Origin of the sequence: Clostridium aciditolerans, assembly GCF_016316925.1 — a bacterium.
Taxonomy (GTDB): Bacteria; Bacillota; Clostridia; order Clostridiales; family Clostridiaceae; genus Clostridium_AM; species Clostridium_AM aciditolerans.
In genome coordinates this window covers 1-20,810 of record NZ_JAEEGB010000059.1, presented here as the reverse complement: position 1 = coordinate 20,810, position 20,810 = coordinate 1, and the positions used below count along the sequence as shown (strand labels likewise).

Below are 20,810 nucleotides of genomic sequence, written 5' to 3'. Positions count from 1 at the left end.
AATGTACTTTAACCTACTCCATTAGAAAGGGGAAATAAATTTTGAAGTTAAAATATAAAAAGCTTACTGCATGTTTAGCACTTTTAGGTGTAATTCAGTTTAGCACACTAAGTATAGGTGCCATGAACATACAAAGTTCCAATACAGTTCATGCAGCAAGTTCACAGACAACTGAAAGAATACTACAACAAAAAATAACGACAGATACAAATAAAACCTGGAACATAAACTTTAACTCAGAAGTGGATTTGTATTCAATAAAAGATTGTATACAAGTTAATGAAATTAATAATAATCAGATAGGATCAACTATTCCAGTTACTATTTCTCAAGGAAGTGGATATTCTATAGCAATAAATCCTCCTTCAGGTGGATATAAAAAGGGACAGATGTACCAAGTGACTATAAAAAAAGATGCTAGAGCGAGAAATGGTAAAGGAATGGTTAGAAACAACCTTATGAAATTTTCAATAGGAGATGCTAATACTGCAATAGCAAAGGTTGAAATTTCACCAGTACTGTCTATGATTAAAGCTATAACTATAAATGATACAACAAGAACAGACATAAAGAAGTACAAAATTGAAGGTAATGATAATCTATTTAATATAGGAGAAACTTCAGTTAATGTATTAGATAATAAAAGTAGTGTTCAAGTATACTTTTATGGAGCAGATGGATATACGGTATTAGGAAAAGCAACATTAAATGTAAATAGTAGCTTAAGTGATACAATGCTTCAAATTCAATAAAATATAAGATTTCAAGGTCTAAAATTAGCTTATATCCGATGATATATTTATAGTGATTATAAAAAGGTATTTGATAAGATGTCTTATCAAATACCTTTTTTATTTCATATTTACTAAAGAGGAACTGTAATATTACGATAATAGTAAAAAGATATAGAGTTTGCTTCGATTCGTAAAGTTATTAAATTATGAATCGTAGATGAGTATAATTTTCACTTGTGGATTCTATACAACTAAAAATAGATTTGGAGTGATAATATGAGATTAAATCACAATATGGCTTCATTAAATATATATATGACACATAAAAGAGCCTTAGAAAGCCAAAGCTCTGCACTAAATAAAATATCAACAGGTTATAAGGTTAATAATGCAAAGGATGATCCTAATGCCATAGCGCAAAGTGAAAGGACGAGAATACAGATAAGAGGACTTCAGATGGCAGGAAGAAATACTCAAGATGGTGTAAGTATGCTTCAAACAGCAGAAGGTGGTCTTGATAGCATAACTCAGATGCTTCAAAGAATAAGGGAGCTTGTTGTGCAAAGTGGAAGTGGTTCTAGCACAGACGACGATAGAAAGATTATGCAAAATGAAATTAATCAGATGGTAGAAGGAATTGGGAATGTAGTAGATTGTACAGAATTTAATGGGAAAAGCCTTTTAAATAATACTAAATTGAATGAAGGTACAGTATCAGATGACGGAGAATTTGTAGAGTTGGATATGCCTGTAGGTGCCAATGCTGGAGAAAGTGTAAAGATTCCAATTTATGATTTGTCACCAGGAGAGCTTAAAGTAAAAAATGGAGCTCTTGCAGGAAAAAGTCTTAAAGATGTTAATATTGAAAGTGGCGGAAAATCTATTGATGATGCATTAAGTATCTTAGATAATGCCATTGATAAAACAATTTCTGTAAGAAGCAAATATGGAGCACTAGAAAATAGATTTGAGGACACTATGGATAATGTAAGTGAGATTTCAAATAGGATGGAAGGTGCTGACAGCAATCTTAGAGATGCAGATATAGCTGAGGAAATGATGAAATTTAGCAGAGATAACATATTACTAGAAGCTGGGAATGCAATGATGGCGCAAACAAACAAATTTCCACAGGATGTCCTTAGAATATTGGAAAATTTAAAAAGCCGATAGGTATATATTAAGTTCATAAAAAACAGTTATTAACTTTTAGATACATAAACAAAAACTAAAAGTTAGTAGCTGTTTTTATTTTAAAAAATTTAATCAATTAATTAAATTCTAAATTAAATATTCATTAAATACTTATTAAATGCTCATGACAAAATATGCTAAGCTATTGTATAATAATAAGGACAAAATTAACAATAATAAATTTATGTAATAATAAGGATAAAATTGACAATGATAAATTTATGTAAAAATATGGAGAATGCTCGCGAATTGTTAATATACTTTTAAATAGTTTTTAAAATTATATTAACAAAAGTGGTAAATATTATTATATAATTAATTATAGCCAGAATATTAACATAAAGATTGATGATAAAAGAAAAATTTAATATAAAATAAAATTATATTAAAATTTTTATTATTTAAGCAGGAATTTTATTAAAAATGTCTAATTATATATAAGGCTGAGTATAATTTAGGAAATATAGGGGTTGATGAGTTGAATATACAAAACATGTCAAAAGACCAATTAACTTATAATTTAATGAAAAAGTCTTTAGATGCTTCTTCTACAAGGAGTAAAGCTATTTCCAACAACATTTCCAATATAAATACTAAAGGGTATAAAAGACAATATGTAACCTTTGAAGAGTCACTTAATCGAAGTATAGATGACCTAGAACTTAAGACTAACGATGAAAAACATATGCAGTATGGAAGTGAGTATGGAGAAATTAAAATGGAAACAGATAAAACTTCCAGCATAAGAGAAGATGGAAATAATGTGGATATAGATAATGAGATGACAAATCAGGCAGCAAATACATTAATGTACAATGCATTAATAAGTCAGGTTAACAGCAGATTATCTATGGAGAGATACGTGATTAACGGTAAGTAATATAAAGAAGGGGGATAAAAATAAATGTTAAAAACATTTAACAATCTAAGGATAAGTTCAAGTGGACTTTCAGCAGAAAGACTTAGAATGGATACTATAGCTTCAAATATAGCTAATGTTAATACTACAAGGGGAGCTGATGGACAACCATATAAGAGGAAGGTTGCAGTTTTTCAAGAAAATTTAAATAATGAATTAAATAAGCAAACTGGAAGGTACGAGGATGTGCCAATGGGAGTAAAAGCAGTTGGAATCGAGGAGGATAATTCTCCTATGAGAAGAGTTTATGATCCCTCTAATCCAGATGCAGATACCCAAGGATATGTAACAATGCCAAATGTAAATATACTTAATGAAATGGCAGATATGATAGTAGCTACAAGAGCTTATGAAGCAAATGTTAATGCTGTCAACTCAGAAAAAAGTATGTTTTTAAAGGCACTAGAAATTGGCAGATAAGGAGAATTGAATTATGAGAGTAAATGAATTTGTACCAGATAGTAAAATTTTTGAGAAAATTGGAAATAAACAAAACAATCAAGAGGAAAATGCAGTAAGTGGATTTGGGTCTATTTTAAAAGAAAAGCTTGATAATGTTAATGATAAGCAACTTAAGGCTGAGGATACAACACAAAAGTTTATTTCAGGGGAAGATACTGATATACATAAGGTTATGCTAGACACAGAAGAAGCTAAGATGTCACTAGAATTGGCAGTGCAAATTAGAAACAAATTTGTGGAGGCCTACCAAGAATTAAGTAGAACACAGTTATAATAAGGAGTGCTAAATTAATGGGTAAGCTATCACAGTTATTTAAAAATTTATTAGAAAAATGGAAAGGACTCAGCAGAAATAAAAAAATAGCCTATGGAGTAATTATTTCAGGAATTATAGCATCATTAGTATTTTTAAGTATATCCTTAGGTAAAACAAAATATGATGTTTTATTTTCAAATATGGATCCTAATGATTCTGCTGCAGTTTATAAAAAACTTCAAGATCAAAAAATTGATGCAAAAGTCAATGGAAATTCTATTTTAGTTCCTAAGGATCAAGTTGACAAACTAAGAATGCAAATGTTGGCGGATGTACCATTAACAAATGGAAGTCAAGGCTTTGAGCTTTTAGATAAAAGTAAATTTGGATCCACAGATCAGGAGATGAAAATAAACTACCAGAGAGCCCTTCAAGGAGAGTTAGAAAGAACAATAAAGGGTTTTGATGAAGTAGAAAATGCTAGAGTTCATATTGTTTTGCCAGATGATACAGCTTTTGTTAAAGACACAGATCCTGGAAAAGCTTCTGTTACAATAAAGCTAAAATCAGGAGCGAAATTAAGTGAAGATCAAGTAAAGTCAATTGTTTCTTTAATATCTGGAAGTGTTAAAAATATACCTAAGGAAAATGTAGAAGTAATAGACGATAAGATGAATTTGCTTTCAAGAGACTTATTTAATAATAATAAAGACATATCAAGTTCTACAACGCCTACAGAAAAGCAGCAGCAGCTAAAGCAGCAGTATGAAAAAGATGTTGAAAAAAATTTACTTAGTATGCTTGAAGCAGTTTACGGAAAAGACAAGGTTAAGGTAAAGGTTAATGCAGATCTAGATTTTGATGCAGTACAACAGGATTCTGTAACCTATGATCCAAAAAGCGTTGTAGTTAGTGAGCATAATGTAAAGGACAGCTCTACAACTCCAAATACAAGAGCTTCTAGTAGTCCAGTAGATAACAATATGACTAATACAACTGCAAACAACAATAATAATAATGGAACTTCAACTCATGAAGAAAACACTAAAAATTATAATGTGCCAAAGGTTGAGCAAAAAACTATAAAGGCTCCAGGGGCAGTTAAGAGGTTAACAGCATCTATAGCATTGGATGGTAACGTAGATCCAGCAACAATAACTTCTGTAAAAAATCTTGCTGTATCTGCTATAGGCTTTGATGGTAATAGAGGAGATAGCATAAGTGTAGAGGGAATTCCTTTCGATACTACAGTTAAGGATAATGTTAAGAAAGATTTAAATGCTATGGACAAAGCTGCTCAGGATGCTGCAAAACGTAAGACTTATATAATAGCGGGAATTGTAGGAGCTATACTACTCGCAGCAGCAATAACAGGATTTATAATATGGAGAAGAAAAAAGAGAGAAGAAGAGGAACTATTTGAAGAAGAACTTCAATCTCAAGGCATCGATGTCATTATAGGTGACGAAATGGATGGAACAGGTGGACATCCTAAGTTTAAACCTATAGATTTCGAGGTAGAAGACGAAAAGTCTCATATTGAAAATGAAATAAAGAAATATGCTAAAGAAAAACCTGAACAAGTTGCAGACATTGTGAAATCATGGTTAGCAGAGGATGAGAGGTGATAGATTATGCCAAGAGATGCACAAAAGTTAACAGGAGTTCAAAAAGCGGCAATATTATTTATAACTCTTGGTCCTGAAGCTTCTGCAGATATAATTAAAAAGTTGCCGGAGTCTGAAATACAGAAAATAACTTATGAAATAGCTAATATAGCATCTGTAAAGTCGGATCAAAAACAGGAGATATTACAGGAATTTATAGAAATAAACAAGGCTAAGGACTATTTAACTGAAGGTGGTATCGAATATGCACGAAATCTGCTTTCTAAAGCTTTAGGAAGTCAAAGAGCATTTGAGATACTTGAAAAGGTTACGGAGGCTACACAGCAGTTTAGACCTTTTGCTATAGCGAGAAAAGCAGATGCTCAGCAGCTACTAAATATTATATCTAATGAGCACCCGCAGACTATAGCACTAATACTTTGCTATTTACAGGCAGATAAGGCAGGGCAGATAATATCTGCACTGCCAGAAGAGGTGCAGGCAGAAGTAGCTTTTAGAGTTGCTGCTATGAGCAATACTTCACCAATAGTAGTTAAGGAAATTGAAAAAGTATTAGACGATAAACTATCATCTGTAGTTAAGTCTGATATGAAGGCAATAGGTGGAGTTCCAACTCTTGTTGAAATACTAAATCAAGTTGATAGAACTACAGAAAGAAATATCACAGAATCGCTGGAAAAAGAAGATGCAGAACTTGCAGAAAAAATCAAAGAATCTATGTTTGTATTCGAGGATATTATTACTCTTGATGATGTTTCTATTCAGAGAGTTCTTAGAGAAGTGGAAACTAAAGAGCTTGCGTTGGCACTTAAGGGATGTTCAGAAGAAGTGGCAAATGCTATCTATAGAAACCAATCTAAGAGAGCTGCTGCAGCACTAAAAGAAGATATTGAATTCTTAGGCCCAGTAAGACTTATGGACGTAGAAAAGTCACAGCAAAGAATTGTCAGCGTTATAAGGAGACTTGATGAAGCAGGAGAAATAGTAATATCAAGAGGTGGAGAAGATGCAATCATCGTATAGAGTCATCAAGAGTTCCAGTGTAGTTAGCTATAAACCTAAAGAAATAGTTACAGAGTTTGAAGAGAAAGAAGAAGTTAAACAGAAAGAGCAAAGTGAAACTAATGCTAGAATGTTTATTGACAGCTATGAAAATTTAACAAAAACTATGGTGGAAAACGCCAGAAAGCAAAGTGATAGAATACTATCTGCTGCCTATGCAGAAGCTGAAAAAATTGAAAAAGAAGCTTACGAGAAAGGATATAGCCTGGGAAATGAAACAGGTTATAATGACGGATTTAATAAAGCTTATGAAGATGGTTATAAAAGCAATTTGGACAAGGCTTTAGCAGAGGCTGAGATTATAAAAAACAATGCTGATAATATATTAAAAAGCTGCATAGAAGAAAAAGATAGGTATTTAAAAGAAAAAGAAGCAGAAATAAAGAATTTAATTATAAATTGCATTGAAAATATTTTAAAAAGAGAAGTAAAAGATAAAGAATCATTAGATAGTTTAGTTTTTGAAACTTTATCTGAAATAAAAAACTCTAAAAATATAATAATTAAAAGTAATAAAATTTACTGTGAAGAGTTCAGCAAAAATATAGAGTTATGGAAGGAACAAATTCCTTTAAGGGGTGAGGTATTTATAATACCAGATGACTCTGTAGAGGAAGGCAGTGCTATCATAGAAAGAGATAATGGAAAAATAGTAGTTAGTGCTCAAATAGCTATGGAGAAGGTAAGGGAAATATTTAGTTCTGTAGAATAATATTCTAAACTCTTAACTGAATTCAGGGGTGTAATTAATGATTAATATAAATTTTAATCAGTTAAATAAAAAAATAAATGAAACCAACTTCACATACTCCGAAGGTATTGTAAAAAAGGTTATAGGACTTACTGTAGAAGTAGAAGGAATAAAATCCTTTGTAGGAGAGTTATGTACAGTATATAGTGAAAAGAAAAATCCTATACCCTGTGAAGTTGTTGGATTTAGAGACAATAATGTAATACTAATGCCACTGGGAGAGCTTATAGGTATAGCTCCAGGTTGTAGGGTGGTGCCAGAAGGAAAGCCACTAAGTGTAAAATGCTCGGATGAGCTATTTGGCAAGGTTTTAGATGGTCTTGGGAATCCCCTAGATGAAGAATTAATATCTGGAGGTACATTATACTCCTTAGATGCAGACCCTCCAGATCCTCTTAAAAGAAGGAGAATTAAAGATGTTATACCGACAGGTATTAGAGCTATCGATGGCTTTATAACCTGTGGTGAAGGACAAAGAATTGGTATATTTGCTGGTAGTGGTGTTGGTAAGAGTACCACCCTTGGAATGATTGCAAGGTATGCTGAAGCTGATGTTAACGTAATATCATTAATTGGTGAGAGAGGTAGGGAGGTAAAAGACTTTCTAGAAAAGGACTTAGGAGAAGAGGGCTTGAAAAAATCTATAATTGTCTGCGCTACCTCTGACAAACCGGCTTTAGTTAGACTTAAGGGAGCTTTTACAGCAACAGCAATAGCAGAATACTTTAGAGATAAAGGTAAAAAAGTAATATTAATGATGGACTCAGTTACTAGATTTGCTATGGCTCAAAGAGAAATTGGACTTGCTATAGGTGAACCACCAGCTACAAAAGGTTATACACCTTCTGTGTTTGCAAAGCTGCCAAGACTTATGGAACGTTCAGGGATGTCAGATAAAGGCTCTATCACTGCATTTTATACAGTGCTGGTAGATGGAGACGATTTTAATGAGCCTATTGCAGATGCTGTTAGAGGTATACTTGATGGTCATATTGTACTTTCCCGTGCATTAGCTACAAAAAATCACTATCCTGCTATAGATGTGCTTAACAGTGTAAGCAGACTTATGTCAGAGATAGCAGAAAGTAACCATAAAGATGTAGCTTCCTATGCTAGAGATTTACTTGCAACCTATAAAAATTCAGAGGACTTAATAAATATTGGAGCTTATGTGAGGGGAAGCAATAAGAAAGTGGACCTCTCAATACAGTATTATGATGAAATAATAAAATATTTGAGACAGGGAATGAATGAGCATTGTAGTTTTCAAGAAAGTATTGATATGTTAGGGAAAATTTTTAATTAGCTAAGAGTGGGGTGTAGCAATGCAACAATACCATTTTAGATTGCAGAAGCTTTTAGATATTAGATTACAAAAAGAAGATGAAAGCAAAAGGATCTTTAAAGAGGCACAAAGTGAAAAGCTTAAAGTAGAGAAAAAGCTTAATGAATTAAAGGATAACTATATAAAATATAGAACGATATCAAACAAAGAATCAGTTATTGAGCAAAAGATAAGGCATGTTTATTTAAATGCTATAAATTACAGTATAAATGAAGCTCATGAAGAACTTGCAAAAAAACAAAAAGTATTAGAAGAGAAAAGAGATGAGCTGAAACAAAAGCAGATAGAAAGAAAGACTGTAGAGACCTTGAAGGAAAAACAAAAAGCAACCTTTTTAAAAGAGCAAAATTTTATAGAGCAAAAAGCAAATGATGAGTTTGCTCTATATGGTTTTATAAGAAATCTTAAGAACTTGAAAGGAGGTGAGATGAATGGAGATTAACGCATTAAACTTAAAAAGAATACTTTCAAACACGACTAAACCAAGTACGAAATCTTCAAATAACGACGTTTTTAACAAAGTACTTGAAAAAGCTAGTCAACCTGCTGAAAATAGACAAAGCAATCAAACTAATCTAAATGAACAAAGAAATGTAGAAAAGACTAAAAGTAATGATGTTGATAATTCAAAAAATAAGCCTTTATCAAATGAAGAAAAGGCTGCCTTAAAAGAAGCTGGATTTAATGATAGTGAAATAGACAACATAAAATCAGAAAAGGACTTAAAAGAAGCTATAGTAAAAAAGCTTTTAGGTGGAGATGCAAAAGAAAATGAGAATATAAATTCACTTCTAGCTATGCTTATGTCTCTTATGCAGGGAAACTTTGATAACACTAACTATATGAATATAAAGAGCATTATTGACCAAAATAGTGGAAATGCTGAAAAGCTACTTAATATTCTTTCAAACCTTACATCTCAGGGTAAGTCAAATACTGATTTGCTTGGAATGCTTAAGAAAGAGCTTTCCCCGGATATGGTACAAGCTTTAAATTTGAATGGTGATAATGTCATTGAAAAGATAAAAACTGAGCTTTCAGCTATATTAGGTAATGAAGAAAAAAATGCTAATATCATTACAAACTTCAATAACAACAATGAAGAATCAGCGATAGATAAAGGTATAAATCCACTATTAAATAATGCAAAGGTTGTAGCTAAAAATATTAAGGATGACAGCAATACAAATAAAAATGATGGGCTAGAAGATATAAAGGATGCTATTAAAAACACCCAAGGTGGACAGATAGAAGCTCCTGTTAAAAATGATAAAAAATCTTCTGATACAAACTTGATGATGGAAGATGGTAACTCTAAATCAGATGAAGATTTCCTTAAAAATCTTTTGTCAAACAATAGTAATGATAAAATTTCAAAGGTTACTAATTTTATGTCACAGTTTAACAATGCAAAAGTAGAAAATGTTAATGTAGCTGAAATAGAGAACTTGGTTGTAAACAAAAATAACTTTAGTGCAGATATGATAAAATCCATAAAATATATGGAATTAAACAATATGAAGGATCTTACAGTTAAAATAAACCCAAAAGAACTTGGAGAAGTAGTTATAAGGCTTACGATGGAAGCTGGGGCTATGAAAGCAACTATAACAGCTGCTAATAAAGAAGCTTTTAATTTATTAAATTCTAATTTAGCAGATATGACTAACAAGCTTCAAAACAGTGATATAAAGGTTCAAAGTTTAGCACTAAACATTTATAACGAAGATACAACTTTCTTTAAAGATGGTTCTAAAAATCAGCAAAGTCATGAAGAAAACAAAGGAAAAAGAAATTATACAGTTGGAGCTATATCAGAAGAAGAAACTGTAGATAACACAAGTTCTATCGACAGTAATGTGAATATGCTAGCTTAAGCAGAAAAAATAGAGGAGGTGATTTTATGGCAGATGCGCTTAATAGCACACAAGACCAAAATCAAAGACTTTCAGACATGGTAAATCAAGCCAATGCTACTAAAACTGCAAGAGGTACAAAGATAGTAAAAGCAGGACAGGATATGGACAGAAATGCTTTCTTAAGAATACTTTCAGCGGAACTTTCTAACCAAGATCCTCAGAATGCAAAAGATGGTACTGAGTATGTAGCACAAATGGCACAATTTGCTGGTCTTGAGCAAATGGCTAACTTAAATAGCACTATGAGAGTTACAAGCGCAAATGGACTTATAGGGAAAATTGTATCTTTAAGAAAACTAGACAATAATGGAAAGCTTTATAGTGGTGAGGTTAAGGATATAATTAAAGATGGAGATAGTGTTAAGGTTGATGTAGCAGTAGGAAAAGAAAAAGACAAAGATGGAAACATTGTTGATACAATTAAAGAGTTTGCTATAGAGGATGTAATTGGAATAACGAACAATAGCAAAGTGCCAGGTACAGCAAATAGTAGCATGAATCTACTAAATGCGGCAGCTTTAATAGGAAAAGGTGTAGAGCTAGATGAAAAGGACAGTAGCGGAAGCAATTATACAGGGATAGTAAAGCAGGTATCAAGAGATGCTAATGGTATAAAAGTGACTGTTCAAACTTCAAATGGAGAAACTAAAGATTTTACATTTGATAAAGTAATTAGGGTAAAAGATAACTAGCTTAGAAAGAGTGATGTTATGGGATACAGAGTTATTAATGGTAAGCTGCATTTAATTGGAGATTTTCCAACACATAGCAAACCAGAAAAGAATCAAGTAAATAATACAAAAACTTCTTTTAAAGACATACTCGATAAGCAAATAACTAGCAAAGAAAGCTTTGTTATATCCAGTCATGCTGCTGAAAGATTAAGGCAGAGAAATATAAGCTTTAATGAGGCTGATATGAAAACCATAAACGAAGGAATAAACAAAGCAGAGGAAAAAGGGGCTAAAGAATCATTAATATTATATAAAGATACTGCACTTATAACCTCAATAAGAAATAGAACAATAATCACAGCAGTAGATAAAGAAAGCAGCAAGGGAAGCGTTTTTACAAATATTGATAGTGTGGTAGTTTTATAAGCGGCAGGACCTTTAGGATGCCGAGCTTTGTGGAACGATAGAAGCAAAGCAAAAATTATAAAATGTAACAAAAATAAAATAAAATCTGGAGGTTAAAGCCCTAAATGGGCTTTAGCGAGCAATTAGCGAGCGGGAGCGAGGTTAAAGTCCTAAATGGACTTTAACGGGCTGCCTAGCCGAGGAAACTGGCTGGGAAACCCAGTGTTTAATTGCTCAGTGTGACCACAAAAGGAGGAAAAATTATGTTACCATCAATGTATTCAGGGATTAGTGGACTTAAAGCTAATCAGAAAAAACTTGATGTAGTGGGAAATAACATTGCTAACTCAAGTACAACAGCATTTAAATCACAAAGAATAAGATTTCAGGATATGATAAGTCAAAATATGGCACAAGCGACACAGGCTACTTCAACTACAGGAGGTACAAATCCAAAACAGGTAGGACTTGGTGTACAAATAGCAGGTATAGATACAGTAACATCAACAGGAAATATGCAGCCAACTAGTAGAAATTTAGATTTTGCCATAGATGGGCAGGGATACTTTGTTGTAGGTTCCGGTCCTGTTCCAACAGACAGTGCAGCTACTGATGCAGGAACAATTACAGTTGAACCTGCAGAGCATGCAATCAGTAGTAATGGAGTTCAAACTGGATTTACTAGAGATGGATCCTTTACGCTAGACTCTCAAGGCAATCTTTTAACCTCAGATGGATTGAGAGTTTATGGTTATGCTAATAGTAATGCAACAATAACTTATAGTGTAGACGATGTTAAAATGCCTCATAAAATAGAATTAGCAGGTAACGGTAAAGGTGGAGCTGATACAGCAATAGTAGATACAGGACTAGTACCGCTGGCTATACCAGATAGTGTAACCTTGGATGGTAAGGATGTTAGAATTCAGTCTGTGTCTATTAGTAAAGATGGAGTCATAACTGCAGTTTTAGATGGAGGAGCAACAGCAGCATTAGGCCAGATTGCTATGGTGTCTTTTAAAAATGATGCAGGTCTTACAAAAATGGGCAAGAATATTTATAATGCATCTGCTAACTCAGGAGCACCTACTATTAGATGTGGTGCCAACCTCAAAGAAGGAGAAGACGGTTATAATGCTAGCGGTTATGGAGAAATGCTTCAGGGAATGCTCGAAATGTCTAATGTAGACTTAGCAGAACAGTTTACAGATATGATAATAGCAAGTAGAGCCTTCCAGGCAAATGGGAAAATAATAACTACTGGAGATGAAATTCTTCAGGACCTAGTTAACTTAAAGAGATAATAATTAATTGACAGTTAACAGAGGACAGAGGACAGAGGACATAGAAGGTGAGTTTTCTTCCTTATGTCAGAAAACTAATTTGTTTTGAGCTTGTTTCTCTAATGTGAAACATCGGCTTATAATATAATTAAAGATTTTTCTTAGTGCAGCGGAGAAAAATCCTCCTTCATTGTTCTCTGTCAATTGTCCTTTGTCCTCTAAAAATAAAAAGGGTGGGATTTTATGATAAAGATTACAGGCTTAGACAAGAAGGAATTTGTTATTAACTCAGAGCATATTGAAAAACTAGAACAGATACCAGAAAGCGTTATAACGCTAACTAACGGTCATAAATATCTTGTAAAAGAATCTAATGATGAAATAATAAGAAAAGTAATCGAATATAAAAGAAAAATATTTATTGGAGATGTAAGATAAAAGTTTAATGCAGTGTAATCTTAAAAATCTAATTGTAAAAATCAAGTATGAACATAAAATTGAGGAAGAAGAATATCTTCTTTCTCAATTATAAAATAGATAACAATTATGTTTTAATTATTTATTTAAAATGGGGAGTTAACATCCTAATTTATTTAGTACATATAAATGAAAGGGAGACATGCATTATGGAAAATAACAAAGAAAAAAAAGATGGAAGTAAATTGAAAATTATTGTTATAACAGTTGTGGCAGTTATTGCTCTAGGAGCTGGAGGGTATTTTGGATATAACCACTTCCTTGCTTCAAAAGAAAATACTACTAAGAAGGTGGTTCAGCAGCAAATACCAGTGCAACAGATACAACAAGGACAACAGATGGTTCAAAATGGAAGTTATCTGCAGCAGGTAGTATCAGCAAAAACCTTTGGATTAGATGAATTTTTAGTAAATCTTGCAGATGAAGATGGAAAAAGATATTTAAAAGTAAAAGTTTTTTTAGGCTATGATAACAAGAAATTAGATACTGAATTAGAGGAGAAGAAGCCTATATTAAGAGATGCTGTTATAAGTGTTTTGAGATCAAAAAAGTCAACAGATATAAATGCTAAGGGAATAGAAAGTATTAAAATGGAAATTATTCAAAGAATAAATGCAACACTAGAAAAAGGTCAATTAAACAACATTTATTTTAATGACTTACTTGTACAGTAGGATAGCAGACTATATAAAGAGAATGGAGAATGCAGATGGATTTGCAGTTTGGTTTGATGTTTTTAAGAACAATTGCGGCATTACTTTTTATATTAATGCTAATATATATATCGATGAAATACGGTGGAAGTAAGCTGCAAAATATCCAGAACAGAAGATATATAAAAATTTTAGAGAGAGTACCTATTTCGAAAGAAAACAGCCTTTTAGTGGTAAAGATAGGACAAAAAGCTTATGTAATGGCTTCAACTAATGGGAAGGTAGAAATAATATCTGAGTTGTCGCAGGAGGAAATAATTGAAGTAGTAACTTTAAAAGATATACCTGAATATAAGGATTTAAAAGATTTTTATGAAAAAACCGGACTAAAAAAAATTAGTGAAAAAGTACCAGTTAAGAACTTTTATGAAAAACTTAGAGTTAAAAAGGAAGATAGAAATGAATAAGAGAAATAGCAAGGCCATAATACTAGTTTTAATTTTTATTACTATGGTATTTGCAGCAGCAAAGGTGCATGCAGCACCAGAGGCTTTTCCAATACCTAAAATAAATATTTCTGTGGATAATGCTAATACTCCACAGCAGTATGTAGGAAATATAAAGCTTCTAATAATGCTTACAATACTTACACTACTTCCATCTTTTGTAATGATGATGACAAGTTTTGTTAGAATCATAGTAGTTTTTGGCTTTTTAAGAAATGCCATGGGAACACAGCAATCTCCACCTAATCAGGTATTAGTTGGACTAGCCTTATTTTTAACTGTATTTATAATGCAGCCAGTTTATAGTAAAATAAATACCAATGCAATACAACCATATATTGAAAATAAAATAACACAAGAACAGGCTATAGAAGAGGGGGCCAAACCTTTAAGAGAGTTTATGCTTAAGCAAACAAGAAAAAAGGACTTAGATCTTTTTGTTAATGAAGCAAAATTAAATTATAAGGTAACAAAAGACAATGCACCTCTTAACGTTGTGGTTCCAGCTTACATTATAAGTGAACTTAAAACAGCTTTTCAAATAGGATTTTTAATATTTATACCATTTATGATAATAGATTTAGTAGTAGCCAGTGTACTTATGTCTATGGGAATGTTTATGTTGCCTCCAGTAATGGTATCACTACCATTTAAATTGTTGTTATTTGTAATGGTAGATGGATGGTATCTATTAGTGAAATCTTTAATTATGAGTTTTTCATGAGGTGAGTTAAGTGAGTGAAAATATGGTAATAGGCATCATAAAAGATGCTATACAAACGGGACTTTTAGTAGCAGCTCCTATTCTTTTGATTTCAATAATAGTTGGACTTATTATAAGTATATTTCAGGCTACAACACAGATACAGGAGCAAACTTTAACTTTTGTGCCTAAGCTTATAGCAGTGGCTTTAGTAGGCCTTATTACAGGAAGCTGGATGCTTCACCAACTTGTAAATTTTACTACAAGAATTTTTACATATATAGCACATATTACGCAGTAATATAAAAAATGCGAAGCAATTTTTTAGAGGACAGAGGACAATTGACAGAGGACAGTGAAGGCGGATTTTTCTCCGCTACACTATGAAAAATCTTTAATTTATATAAATTAGCGATGTTTTGCATTAGCAAAACAAGCCTAAAAAAATAAATTAGTTTTCTGATGTAAGGAAGAAAACTCACCATCATTGTCCTCTGTCCTCTGTCAATTGTCCTCTGATAAAAATTTTGCGAAGCAAAATTTTTATGGGGTGAAAACTTTGATAGATACCGTATACTTTACAGCATTAATATTAATAACCATTAGGATGTTTTGTTTTTTCGTTATAGTTCCTGTATTTTTCCCAAATGGTACCCCAAACGCTGTTAAGGTAGGATTAACCTTAATTATGGCATATATATTAATACCGGGAATTGACTATTCAGGAATACATACTATAAATGACAATTTACCATTTATAATTAACTGCTTAAATGAAGCAGCAGCAGGATTGACATTAGGATTTATTACAAACTTATGCTTTACGCTTATAAGATTTGCAGGCAATCTTATAGACCTGCAGGTTGGATTTGCAATGATGACTATGTTTGATCCTACATCAAGTAGTAATACTACTTTAATCGAACATTTACTATATTGGTTTAGTATTGTAGTTTTTTTTATAGTAGATGGACATCATATGCTCATTAAAGCTCTAATGGATAGCTTTAGTGTTATAAAAATAGGACAATTTTTTTTAAGTCAAAATTCAATAAATATAATTATAAAAGTATTTATCGAATATTTTGCAATAGCTTTGAAAATAGCAATACCAATAGTATTGATAATTCTCATAACGGATTTGACTATGGGACTAATTGCGAGAACTGTTCCACAGTTAAATATAATGATACTCGGTCTTCCGGTAAAAATACTTGTAGGGCTTGGAGCATTTTGTTTTGCACTGCCTATATTTTTAAGAATAATAGAAAATTCTTTTTATGGAATACCGGATGCAATAAGGGGATTTTATAAAACAATACCTATACTTATAATATTCGCATCAGATGACAAAACTGAAGAGGCCACCCCTAGAAAAAAGAGTGAGGCCAGAAAAAAAGGTCAAGTAGCTAAAAGTAAAGAAATAGCTTTATCACTGACTCTATTAGTATCTACGGTTGTGCTATTAAGTTTAGGGGGGTATGCAGGAAATCAACTTAAAGGAACTATGATTGCTTTTTTAAATAACTATATATCAACAGCCCTAACGTACGATAGCGTACAGAAAATTGCCTTTATAGTAGTATGGAGAATTGGAATAATATTTTTACCAATTGTCGTTCCTATTATGCTCATGGGAGTATTGGCAAATTTCCTTCAGACTGGAGCTTTAATTACCTCAGAGCCATTAAAACCTGATATTTCCAAATTAAATCCTTTAAATGGTTTGAAGAGAATCTTTTCTATGAGAACTGTAATGGAATTACTTAAAGACTCAGCTATAGTTATAGTGGTAGGATATGTAGGTGTTAAATACGTGATTAGTAACTATACGTACATACTTTCACTAGGAGATTTAAAGCCAGCTGCGGTAATGGAAGCTGTAGGAAATCTTACAATAGGCATTTTCTTTAGGATAACAATTATAATGATTGTTATAGCAATTATAGACTATTTATATCAAAGGTTTCAGTACAATAAGGATTTAAAAATGTCTAAACAAGAAGTAAAGGAAGAGTATAAGCAAGATGAGGGAGACCCTCAAATAAAGGGGAAGATTAGACAGAAACAAAGAGAAATGGCCATGAGAAGAATGATGCAGGAAGTACCTAAAGCTACAGTAGTTGTAACAAATCCGACACATATAGCAGTAGCCCTAGGTTACGAGGAAGGACAAAGCGCTCCTACAGTTTTAGCAAAGGGCGCTGACAAAGTGGCTATAAAAATAAAAGAAATAGCTAAAGAAAATGAAGTACCTATTATCGAAAATAAACCTTTAGCTAGATTAATTTATGAACAGGTAGATTTAGAAGAAGAAATTCCTGTTGAGATGTATCAAGCAGTAGCAGAGATACTGGCGATTGTATATAAGATTAAAAATAAGAAAAGTTAAGTTATAAAATTAATAATTATCAATTGTGAATTATCATATGAGGTGATATTTTGGAAAACAGCAGAAAAAGGTTTAGTCTAAAAAATAATATGGATATAATAATGGCCTTTGTGGTTATATCTGTAGTACTCATGATTATAATACCACTTCCACCGGAAATATTAGACATACTGTTATCTTTTAATATTACTATATCCGTAGTAATTATACTTTTAACACTGTTTACTACAGAAGTGCTGCAGTTTTCTGTATTTCCAACGTTACTACTTATAACAACCTTGTTTAGACTTGCTTTAAACATATCTTCAGCAAGGCTAATATTAAAGGACGCTTATGCAGGAGAAGTAATAAATGCCTTCGGTAGTTTCGTTGTTGGAGGAAACTATGTTGTTGGTATAATCATATTCTTAATTATAGTAATTATACAGTTTATTGTAATTACAAACGGTGCTGGTAGAGTATCAGAAGTATCTGCAAGATTTACACTTGATGCCATGCCAGGTAAACAGATGAGTATAGATGCAGATTTAAATGCAGGCTTAATTGACGAAATGGGAGCAAGGGAAAGAAGAAAAAGGTTGCAGCAGGAAGCAGATTTTTATGGAGCAATGGACGGTGCTTCTAAATTCATTAAAGGAGATGCTATAGCAGGTATTATAATTACAGCAATAAATATTATTGGAGGTATTATAATAGGAGTTGTGATGCTGAATATGGATGCTTCTACAGCTGCACAAACTTATACAAGACTTACTATAGGAGATGGTCTTGTAACACAAGTACCAGCATTATTAATATCTACAGCTTCAGGTATACTAGTTACTCGTTCAGGTAGTGATGAAAACTTTGGTACTTTAGCAATAAAACAGTTAACAGGATTTCCAAAGGTTATAGCAATAGCTTCAGTAGTACTTCTATTCTTAGCTATTATACCGGGACTTCCACACGCAGCCTTTTTTATTTTAGCAGTAGCTTGTGGAATATCTGCATATCTTCTATATAAAGAAGAAAAAGTGAAGGTTATAGAGCAAATTGAGATAGAACAACAGGAAATAACAGAAATAGAAAGTAAAGAACCAGAAAATGTTATGAGTCTAATTTCTGTTGAACCTATGGAGGTAGAAATAGGGTATGGGCTTATCCCACTGGCAGATGAGGTTTCAGGTGGAGATCTTCTTCAAAGAATAACCTCTGTAAGAAGACAGTGCGCTATAGAAATGGGAATAGTGGTACAACCTATTAGAATAAGGGACAATCTCCAGTTAAAAACCAATGAGTATGTTATAAAAATGAGAGGTACGGTAGTAGCAAAAGGAGAGCTTATGCCTAATATGCTTCTCTGTATGGACCCTACTAATGGAGAAACAGAGCTTCAAGGAATAAGAACAATTGAGCCATCCTTTGGATTACCTGCAATTTGGGTAAATAAAGACCAAAGAGAAGAAGCAGAGATAAAGGGACTTACAGTTGTAGATCCGACTACTGTTATGGTTACTCACTTAACTGAAACTATAAAAAATCATTGTTATGAGCTTCTTGGCAGACAGGAAGTTAAGTTAATTGTAGATTCTGTAAAAGAGAAGTACAATACCGTTGTAGAAGAACTTATACCAGATCTTCTAACTATAGGGGAGCTGCAGAAAGTACTTCAGAATCTTTTAAGAGAAAGAGTGCCAATTAAAGATATGGTAACAATAATGGAGTCTTTAGCAGATAATTCTAGAACTACAAAGGATATAGAAGTCTTAACTGAGTATGTGAGATTTGCACTTGGGAGAAGTATATGTAATCCTATGGTAGACGATGGTGGAGCAATTACGGTAATTACATTAAATCCAGAAATTGAAGATTTAATAAGTAATAATATACAAAAATCAATGCAGGGTTCATTCCCGGCAATAGACCCTGAAGTTACAGGAAGAATATTGAATGCATTAAAGGATACCCTAGATTCAGTGTATTTTTATGAAAATCAACCAGTGGTTTTAGTATCACCAAAAGTAAGACCTGCTTTCAGAAGGCTGATTGAGATGGTTTTCCCAGCAGTGAGTGTTTTATCGCTTAATGAAATACCTAATGATATTGAGATAAAAACCGAAGGAGTGGTTTCAATATAATGATTATAAAGAAATATACCGTAAATAACATGAATGAAGCACTAACTCGAATAAGATATGAGCTAGGAAAAGATGCAATCATAGTAAGCCAGAGAAAGATTAAAAAAGGTGGGTTTTTAGGTTTATTTTCAAAGAAAATGATTGAAGTTACTGCAGCAATAGATAATAATAAAAGTAACAGCAAGGAAAGCATGGAAGAAGGAATTGAAGCAGTAAAAAGATTGATGAAAAATAAAGTAAATGAACATAAAAATAAATATAATGAGGACACTGAAGCCTCTAAGCTTATAAAAGCTCAAAATAGTCCAAGTAAAGACAATGAAGAACTTGTAAAAGAAGTACAAGAGATGAGAAATATGCTTAAGGATATGATGAACTCATCCTCGGCGGTTAATACGCCAAAAAGCAAGCTTCACATGAAACTTGAGAGTAGTGATGTTGATAGCAAGATTATCAGTGAAATTGTAAAAATGGTAAATGAAATTAGTGATGATAGAACAGAGGAAGAAAAGCTTAAAGAAATAGTAAATAATATGGTTAAAGTATCTCAAAACAAAGAAGAGAATGTAATAGTATTAGTTGGGCCAACAGGTGTTGGAAAGACTACAACCATAGCTAAGCTTGCTGGAAGACTTTCACTAATTGAAAATAAAAAAGTTGGACTTATAACTATAGATACATATAGAATAGGAGCTGTTGAACAGCTTAAAACATATGCTGACATAATGAACATACCTTTTAACGTAGTATTTACCATTAAGGATATGCAGTCTGCACTAGAGAGTATGTCAGATTGTGATGTTATCCTTGTTGATACTACTGGAAGAAGCAGCAAAAATACCATGCAGATATCCGAACTTAGAGCCTTTATTGATAAGGTGAAAACAGAAAATATACATCTTGTTATAAGCTGTACTACAAAAAATAAAGATATTGATGTAATAGTAAATGGATATAAACCCTTAAATTATAACAATGTAATAATTACAAAACTAGACGAAACCTCTACGTATGGTTCTATATTAAACATAGTGAAAAGTGCAAAGAAGCCTATAAGCTTTATTACAACAGGTCAGAATGTACCAGATGACATAAAATTACTGACTGCTGAAGAAATAACAAAACTTATACTAGGAGAGGATAAAGTATGTTAGATCAAGCTCAGAAGTTGAGGCAGCTAGTACAGCAGCAAAATAAGGACAGCAACGAACCAAGAGAAAGCATATCGAAACCTAAAATAATTACTGTAACTTCTGGTAAAGGTGGAGTGGGAAAAAGCAATTTTGTAGTAAACTTATCTATTGCTCTTCAAAAAATGGGTAAAAAAGTA

23 protein-coding genes are annotated in these 20,810 nt (G+C 32.4%); all 23 read left to right on the top strand.

The window, feature by feature from the left end:
- Window positions 1–41 precede the first annotated feature (41 nt).
- The gene (locus I6U51_RS24305) at window positions 42–752 is read left to right on the top strand and encodes a hypothetical protein (protein ID WP_211145121.1); all 711 of its coding nucleotides are present in this window, start codon (window positions 42–44) and stop codon (window positions 750–752) included.
- A 258-nt stretch (window positions 753–1,010) separates the two neighbouring features.
- Complete coding sequence (locus tag I6U51_RS24300) at window positions 1,011–1,907, top strand: flagellin N-terminal helical domain-containing protein (protein WP_211145120.1); 897 nt, start codon at window positions 1,011–1,013, stop codon at window positions 1,905–1,907.
- A 499-nt stretch (window positions 1,908–2,406) separates the two neighbouring features.
- Window positions 2,407–2,808 carry a flagellar basal body rod protein FlgB gene (gene flgB, locus I6U51_RS24295; protein ID WP_281396563.1) on the top strand — a complete coding sequence of 134 codons (402 nt, stop codon included), beginning with the start codon at window positions 2,407–2,409 and terminating at the stop codon, window positions 2,806–2,808.
- Window positions 2,809–2,832: 24 nt separating this feature from the next.
- Window positions 2,833–3,267: a flagellar basal body rod protein FlgC gene (flgC, locus tag I6U51_RS24290; RefSeq protein ID WP_211145119.1), complete on the top strand. Its 435-nt coding sequence runs from the start codon at window positions 2,833–2,835 to the stop codon at window positions 3,265–3,267.
- A gap of 13 nt (window positions 3,268–3,280) precedes the next feature.
- Complete coding sequence (gene fliE, locus I6U51_RS24285) at window positions 3,281–3,583, top strand: flagellar hook-basal body complex protein FliE (protein ID WP_211145118.1); 303 nt, start codon at window positions 3,281–3,283, stop codon at window positions 3,581–3,583.
- A 17-nt stretch (window positions 3,584–3,600) separates the two neighbouring features.
- Window positions 3,601–5,193 (top strand): flagellar basal-body MS-ring/collar protein FliF, encoded by a 1,593-nt coding sequence (gene fliF / locus I6U51_RS24280; protein WP_211145117.1) that lies wholly within the window; start codon window positions 3,601–3,603, stop codon window positions 5,191–5,193.
- Window positions 5,194–5,199: 6 nt separating this feature from the next.
- The gene (gene fliG / locus I6U51_RS24275; RefSeq protein WP_211145116.1) at window positions 5,200–6,216 is read left to right on the top strand and encodes a flagellar motor switch protein FliG; all 1,017 of its coding nucleotides are present in this window, start codon (window positions 5,200–5,202) and stop codon (window positions 6,214–6,216) included.
- Complete coding sequence (locus tag I6U51_RS24270; protein ID WP_211145115.1) at window positions 6,200–6,967, top strand: FliH/SctL family protein; 768 nt, start codon at window positions 6,200–6,202, stop codon at window positions 6,965–6,967. The genes fliG and I6U51_RS24270 overlap by 17 nt, the downstream gene beginning before the upstream one ends.
- A gap of 37 nt (window positions 6,968–7,004) precedes the next feature.
- Window positions 7,005–8,312, top strand: a complete 1,308-nt coding sequence (fliI, locus tag I6U51_RS24265) for a flagellar protein export ATPase FliI (RefSeq protein WP_211145114.1) — start codon at window positions 7,005–7,007, stop codon at window positions 8,310–8,312.
- Window positions 8,313–8,331: 19 nt separating this feature from the next.
- Window positions 8,332–8,793, top strand: coding sequence for a flagellar export protein FliJ (fliJ, locus tag I6U51_RS24260; protein ID WP_211145113.1), 462 nt, complete (start codon window positions 8,332–8,334; stop codon window positions 8,791–8,793).
- A complete protein-coding gene (locus I6U51_RS24255) occupies window positions 8,783–10,228 on the top strand; it encodes a flagellar hook-length control protein FliK (RefSeq protein WP_211145112.1) in 1,446 nt (481 codons plus the stop codon). Before fliJ ends, I6U51_RS24255 begins: the two co-directional genes overlap by 11 nt.
- 26 nt (window positions 10,229–10,254) lie before the next feature.
- Complete coding sequence (locus tag I6U51_RS24250) at window positions 10,255–10,962, top strand: flagellar hook assembly protein FlgD (protein WP_246517677.1); 708 nt, start codon at window positions 10,255–10,257, stop codon at window positions 10,960–10,962.
- A gap of 18 nt (window positions 10,963–10,980) precedes the next feature.
- A complete protein-coding gene (locus tag I6U51_RS24245) occupies window positions 10,981–11,370 on the top strand; it encodes a TIGR02530 family flagellar biosynthesis protein (protein ID WP_178906466.1) in 390 nt (129 codons plus the stop codon).
- Window positions 11,371–11,612: 242 nt separating this feature from the next.
- Entirely contained in the window at window positions 11,613–12,653 is a 1,041-nt protein-coding gene (locus I6U51_RS24240) for a flagellar hook-basal body complex protein (RefSeq protein ID WP_211145111.1), read from the top strand.
- 222 nt (window positions 12,654–12,875) lie between these two features.
- A complete protein-coding gene (locus I6U51_RS24235; protein WP_178906469.1) occupies window positions 12,876–13,070 on the top strand; it encodes a flagellar FlbD family protein in 195 nt (64 codons plus the stop codon).
- A 185-nt stretch (window positions 13,071–13,255) separates the two neighbouring features.
- Window positions 13,256–13,783, top strand: coding sequence for a flagellar basal body-associated FliL family protein (locus I6U51_RS24230; protein ID WP_211145126.1), 528 nt, complete (start codon window positions 13,256–13,258; stop codon window positions 13,781–13,783).
- Window positions 13,784–13,818: 35 nt separating this feature from the next.
- Window positions 13,819–14,229: a flagellar biosynthetic protein FliO gene (gene fliO / locus I6U51_RS24225; RefSeq protein WP_211145125.1), complete on the top strand. Its 411-nt coding sequence runs from the start codon at window positions 13,819–13,821 to the stop codon at window positions 14,227–14,229.
- On the top strand, window positions 14,222–14,992 hold the full coding sequence (gene fliP, locus I6U51_RS24220) for a flagellar type III secretion system pore protein FliP (protein WP_211145110.1): 771 nt from the start codon (window positions 14,222–14,224) through the stop codon (window positions 14,990–14,992). Before fliO ends, fliP begins: the two co-directional genes overlap by 8 nt.
- A 10-nt stretch (window positions 14,993–15,002) precedes the next feature.
- On the top strand, window positions 15,003–15,272 hold the full coding sequence (fliQ, locus tag I6U51_RS24215) for a flagellar biosynthesis protein FliQ (protein ID WP_211145109.1): 270 nt from the start codon (window positions 15,003–15,005) through the stop codon (window positions 15,270–15,272).
- 258 nt (window positions 15,273–15,530) lie between these two features.
- Window positions 15,531–17,363, top strand: a complete 1,833-nt coding sequence (locus I6U51_RS24210; protein ID WP_211145108.1) for a fused FliR family export protein/FlhB family type III secretion system protein — start codon at window positions 15,531–15,533, stop codon at window positions 17,361–17,363.
- Window positions 17,364–17,452: 89 nt separating this feature from the next.
- Complete coding sequence (flhA, locus tag I6U51_RS24205) at window positions 17,453–19,480, top strand: flagellar biosynthesis protein FlhA (RefSeq protein ID WP_425489796.1); 2,028 nt, start codon at window positions 17,453–17,455, stop codon at window positions 19,478–19,480.
- The gene (gene flhF / locus I6U51_RS24200) at window positions 19,480–20,634 is read left to right on the top strand and encodes a flagellar biosynthesis GTPase FlhF (RefSeq protein WP_211145106.1); all 1,155 of its coding nucleotides are present in this window, start codon (window positions 19,480–19,482) and stop codon (window positions 20,632–20,634) included. The genes flhA and flhF overlap by 1 nt, the downstream gene beginning before the upstream one ends.
- On the top strand, window positions 20,628–20,810 hold a 183-nt coding region (locus I6U51_RS24195), incomplete at its 3' end, for a P-loop NTPase (protein WP_211145105.1). The genes flhF and I6U51_RS24195, both read left to right, overlap by 7 nt.

What these genes read in the sequence shown, in the direction of transcription:
- fliE (WP_211145118.1), top strand. Translation starts at nt 3,281, where the DNA reads ATGAGAGTAAATGAATTTGTACCAGATAGTAAAATTTTTGAGAAAATT.
- I6U51_RS24255 (WP_211145112.1), top strand. Translation starts at nt 8,783, where the DNA reads ATGGAGATTAACGCATTAAACTTAAAAAGAATACTTTCAAACACGACT.
- I6U51_RS24240 (WP_211145111.1), top strand. Translation starts at nt 11,613, where the DNA reads ATGTTACCATCAATGTATTCAGGGATTAGTGGACTTAAAGCTAATCAG.
- I6U51_RS24235 (WP_178906469.1), top strand. Translation starts at nt 12,876, where the DNA reads ATGATAAAGATTACAGGCTTAGACAAGAAGGAATTTGTTATTAACTCA.
- flhA (WP_425489796.1), top strand. Translation starts at nt 17,453, where the DNA reads ATGGATATAATAATGGCCTTTGTGGTTATATCTGTAGTACTCATGATT.
- I6U51_RS24270 (WP_211145115.1), top strand. Translation starts at nt 6,200, where the DNA reads ATGCAATCATCGTATAGAGTCATCAAGAGTTCCAGTGTAGTTAGCTAT.
- fliO (WP_211145125.1), top strand. Translation starts at nt 13,819, where the DNA reads ATGGATTTGCAGTTTGGTTTGATGTTTTTAAGAACAATTGCGGCATTA.
- fliG (WP_211145116.1), top strand. Translation starts at nt 5,200, where the DNA reads ATGCCAAGAGATGCACAAAAGTTAACAGGAGTTCAAAAAGCGGCAATA.
- I6U51_RS24250 (WP_246517677.1), top strand. Translation starts at nt 10,255, where the DNA reads ATGGCAGATGCGCTTAATAGCACACAAGACCAAAATCAAAGACTTTCA.
- flgC (WP_211145119.1), top strand. Translation starts at nt 2,833, where the DNA reads ATGTTAAAAACATTTAACAATCTAAGGATAAGTTCAAGTGGACTTTCA.
- fliI (WP_211145114.1), top strand. Translation starts at nt 7,005, where the DNA reads ATGATTAATATAAATTTTAATCAGTTAAATAAAAAAATAAATGAAACC.
- fliF (WP_211145117.1), top strand. Translation starts at nt 3,601, where the DNA reads ATGGGTAAGCTATCACAGTTATTTAAAAATTTATTAGAAAAATGGAAA.
- I6U51_RS24245 (WP_178906466.1), top strand. Translation starts at nt 10,981, where the DNA reads ATGGGATACAGAGTTATTAATGGTAAGCTGCATTTAATTGGAGATTTT.
- fliJ (WP_211145113.1), top strand. Translation starts at nt 8,332, where the DNA reads ATGCAACAATACCATTTTAGATTGCAGAAGCTTTTAGATATTAGATTA.
- I6U51_RS24300 (WP_211145120.1), top strand. Translation starts at nt 1,011, where the DNA reads ATGAGATTAAATCACAATATGGCTTCATTAAATATATATATGACACAT.
- flhF (WP_211145106.1), top strand. Translation starts at nt 19,480, where the DNA reads ATGATTATAAAGAAATATACCGTAAATAACATGAATGAAGCACTAACT.
- fliP (WP_211145110.1), top strand. Translation starts at nt 14,222, where the DNA reads ATGAATAAGAGAAATAGCAAGGCCATAATACTAGTTTTAATTTTTATT.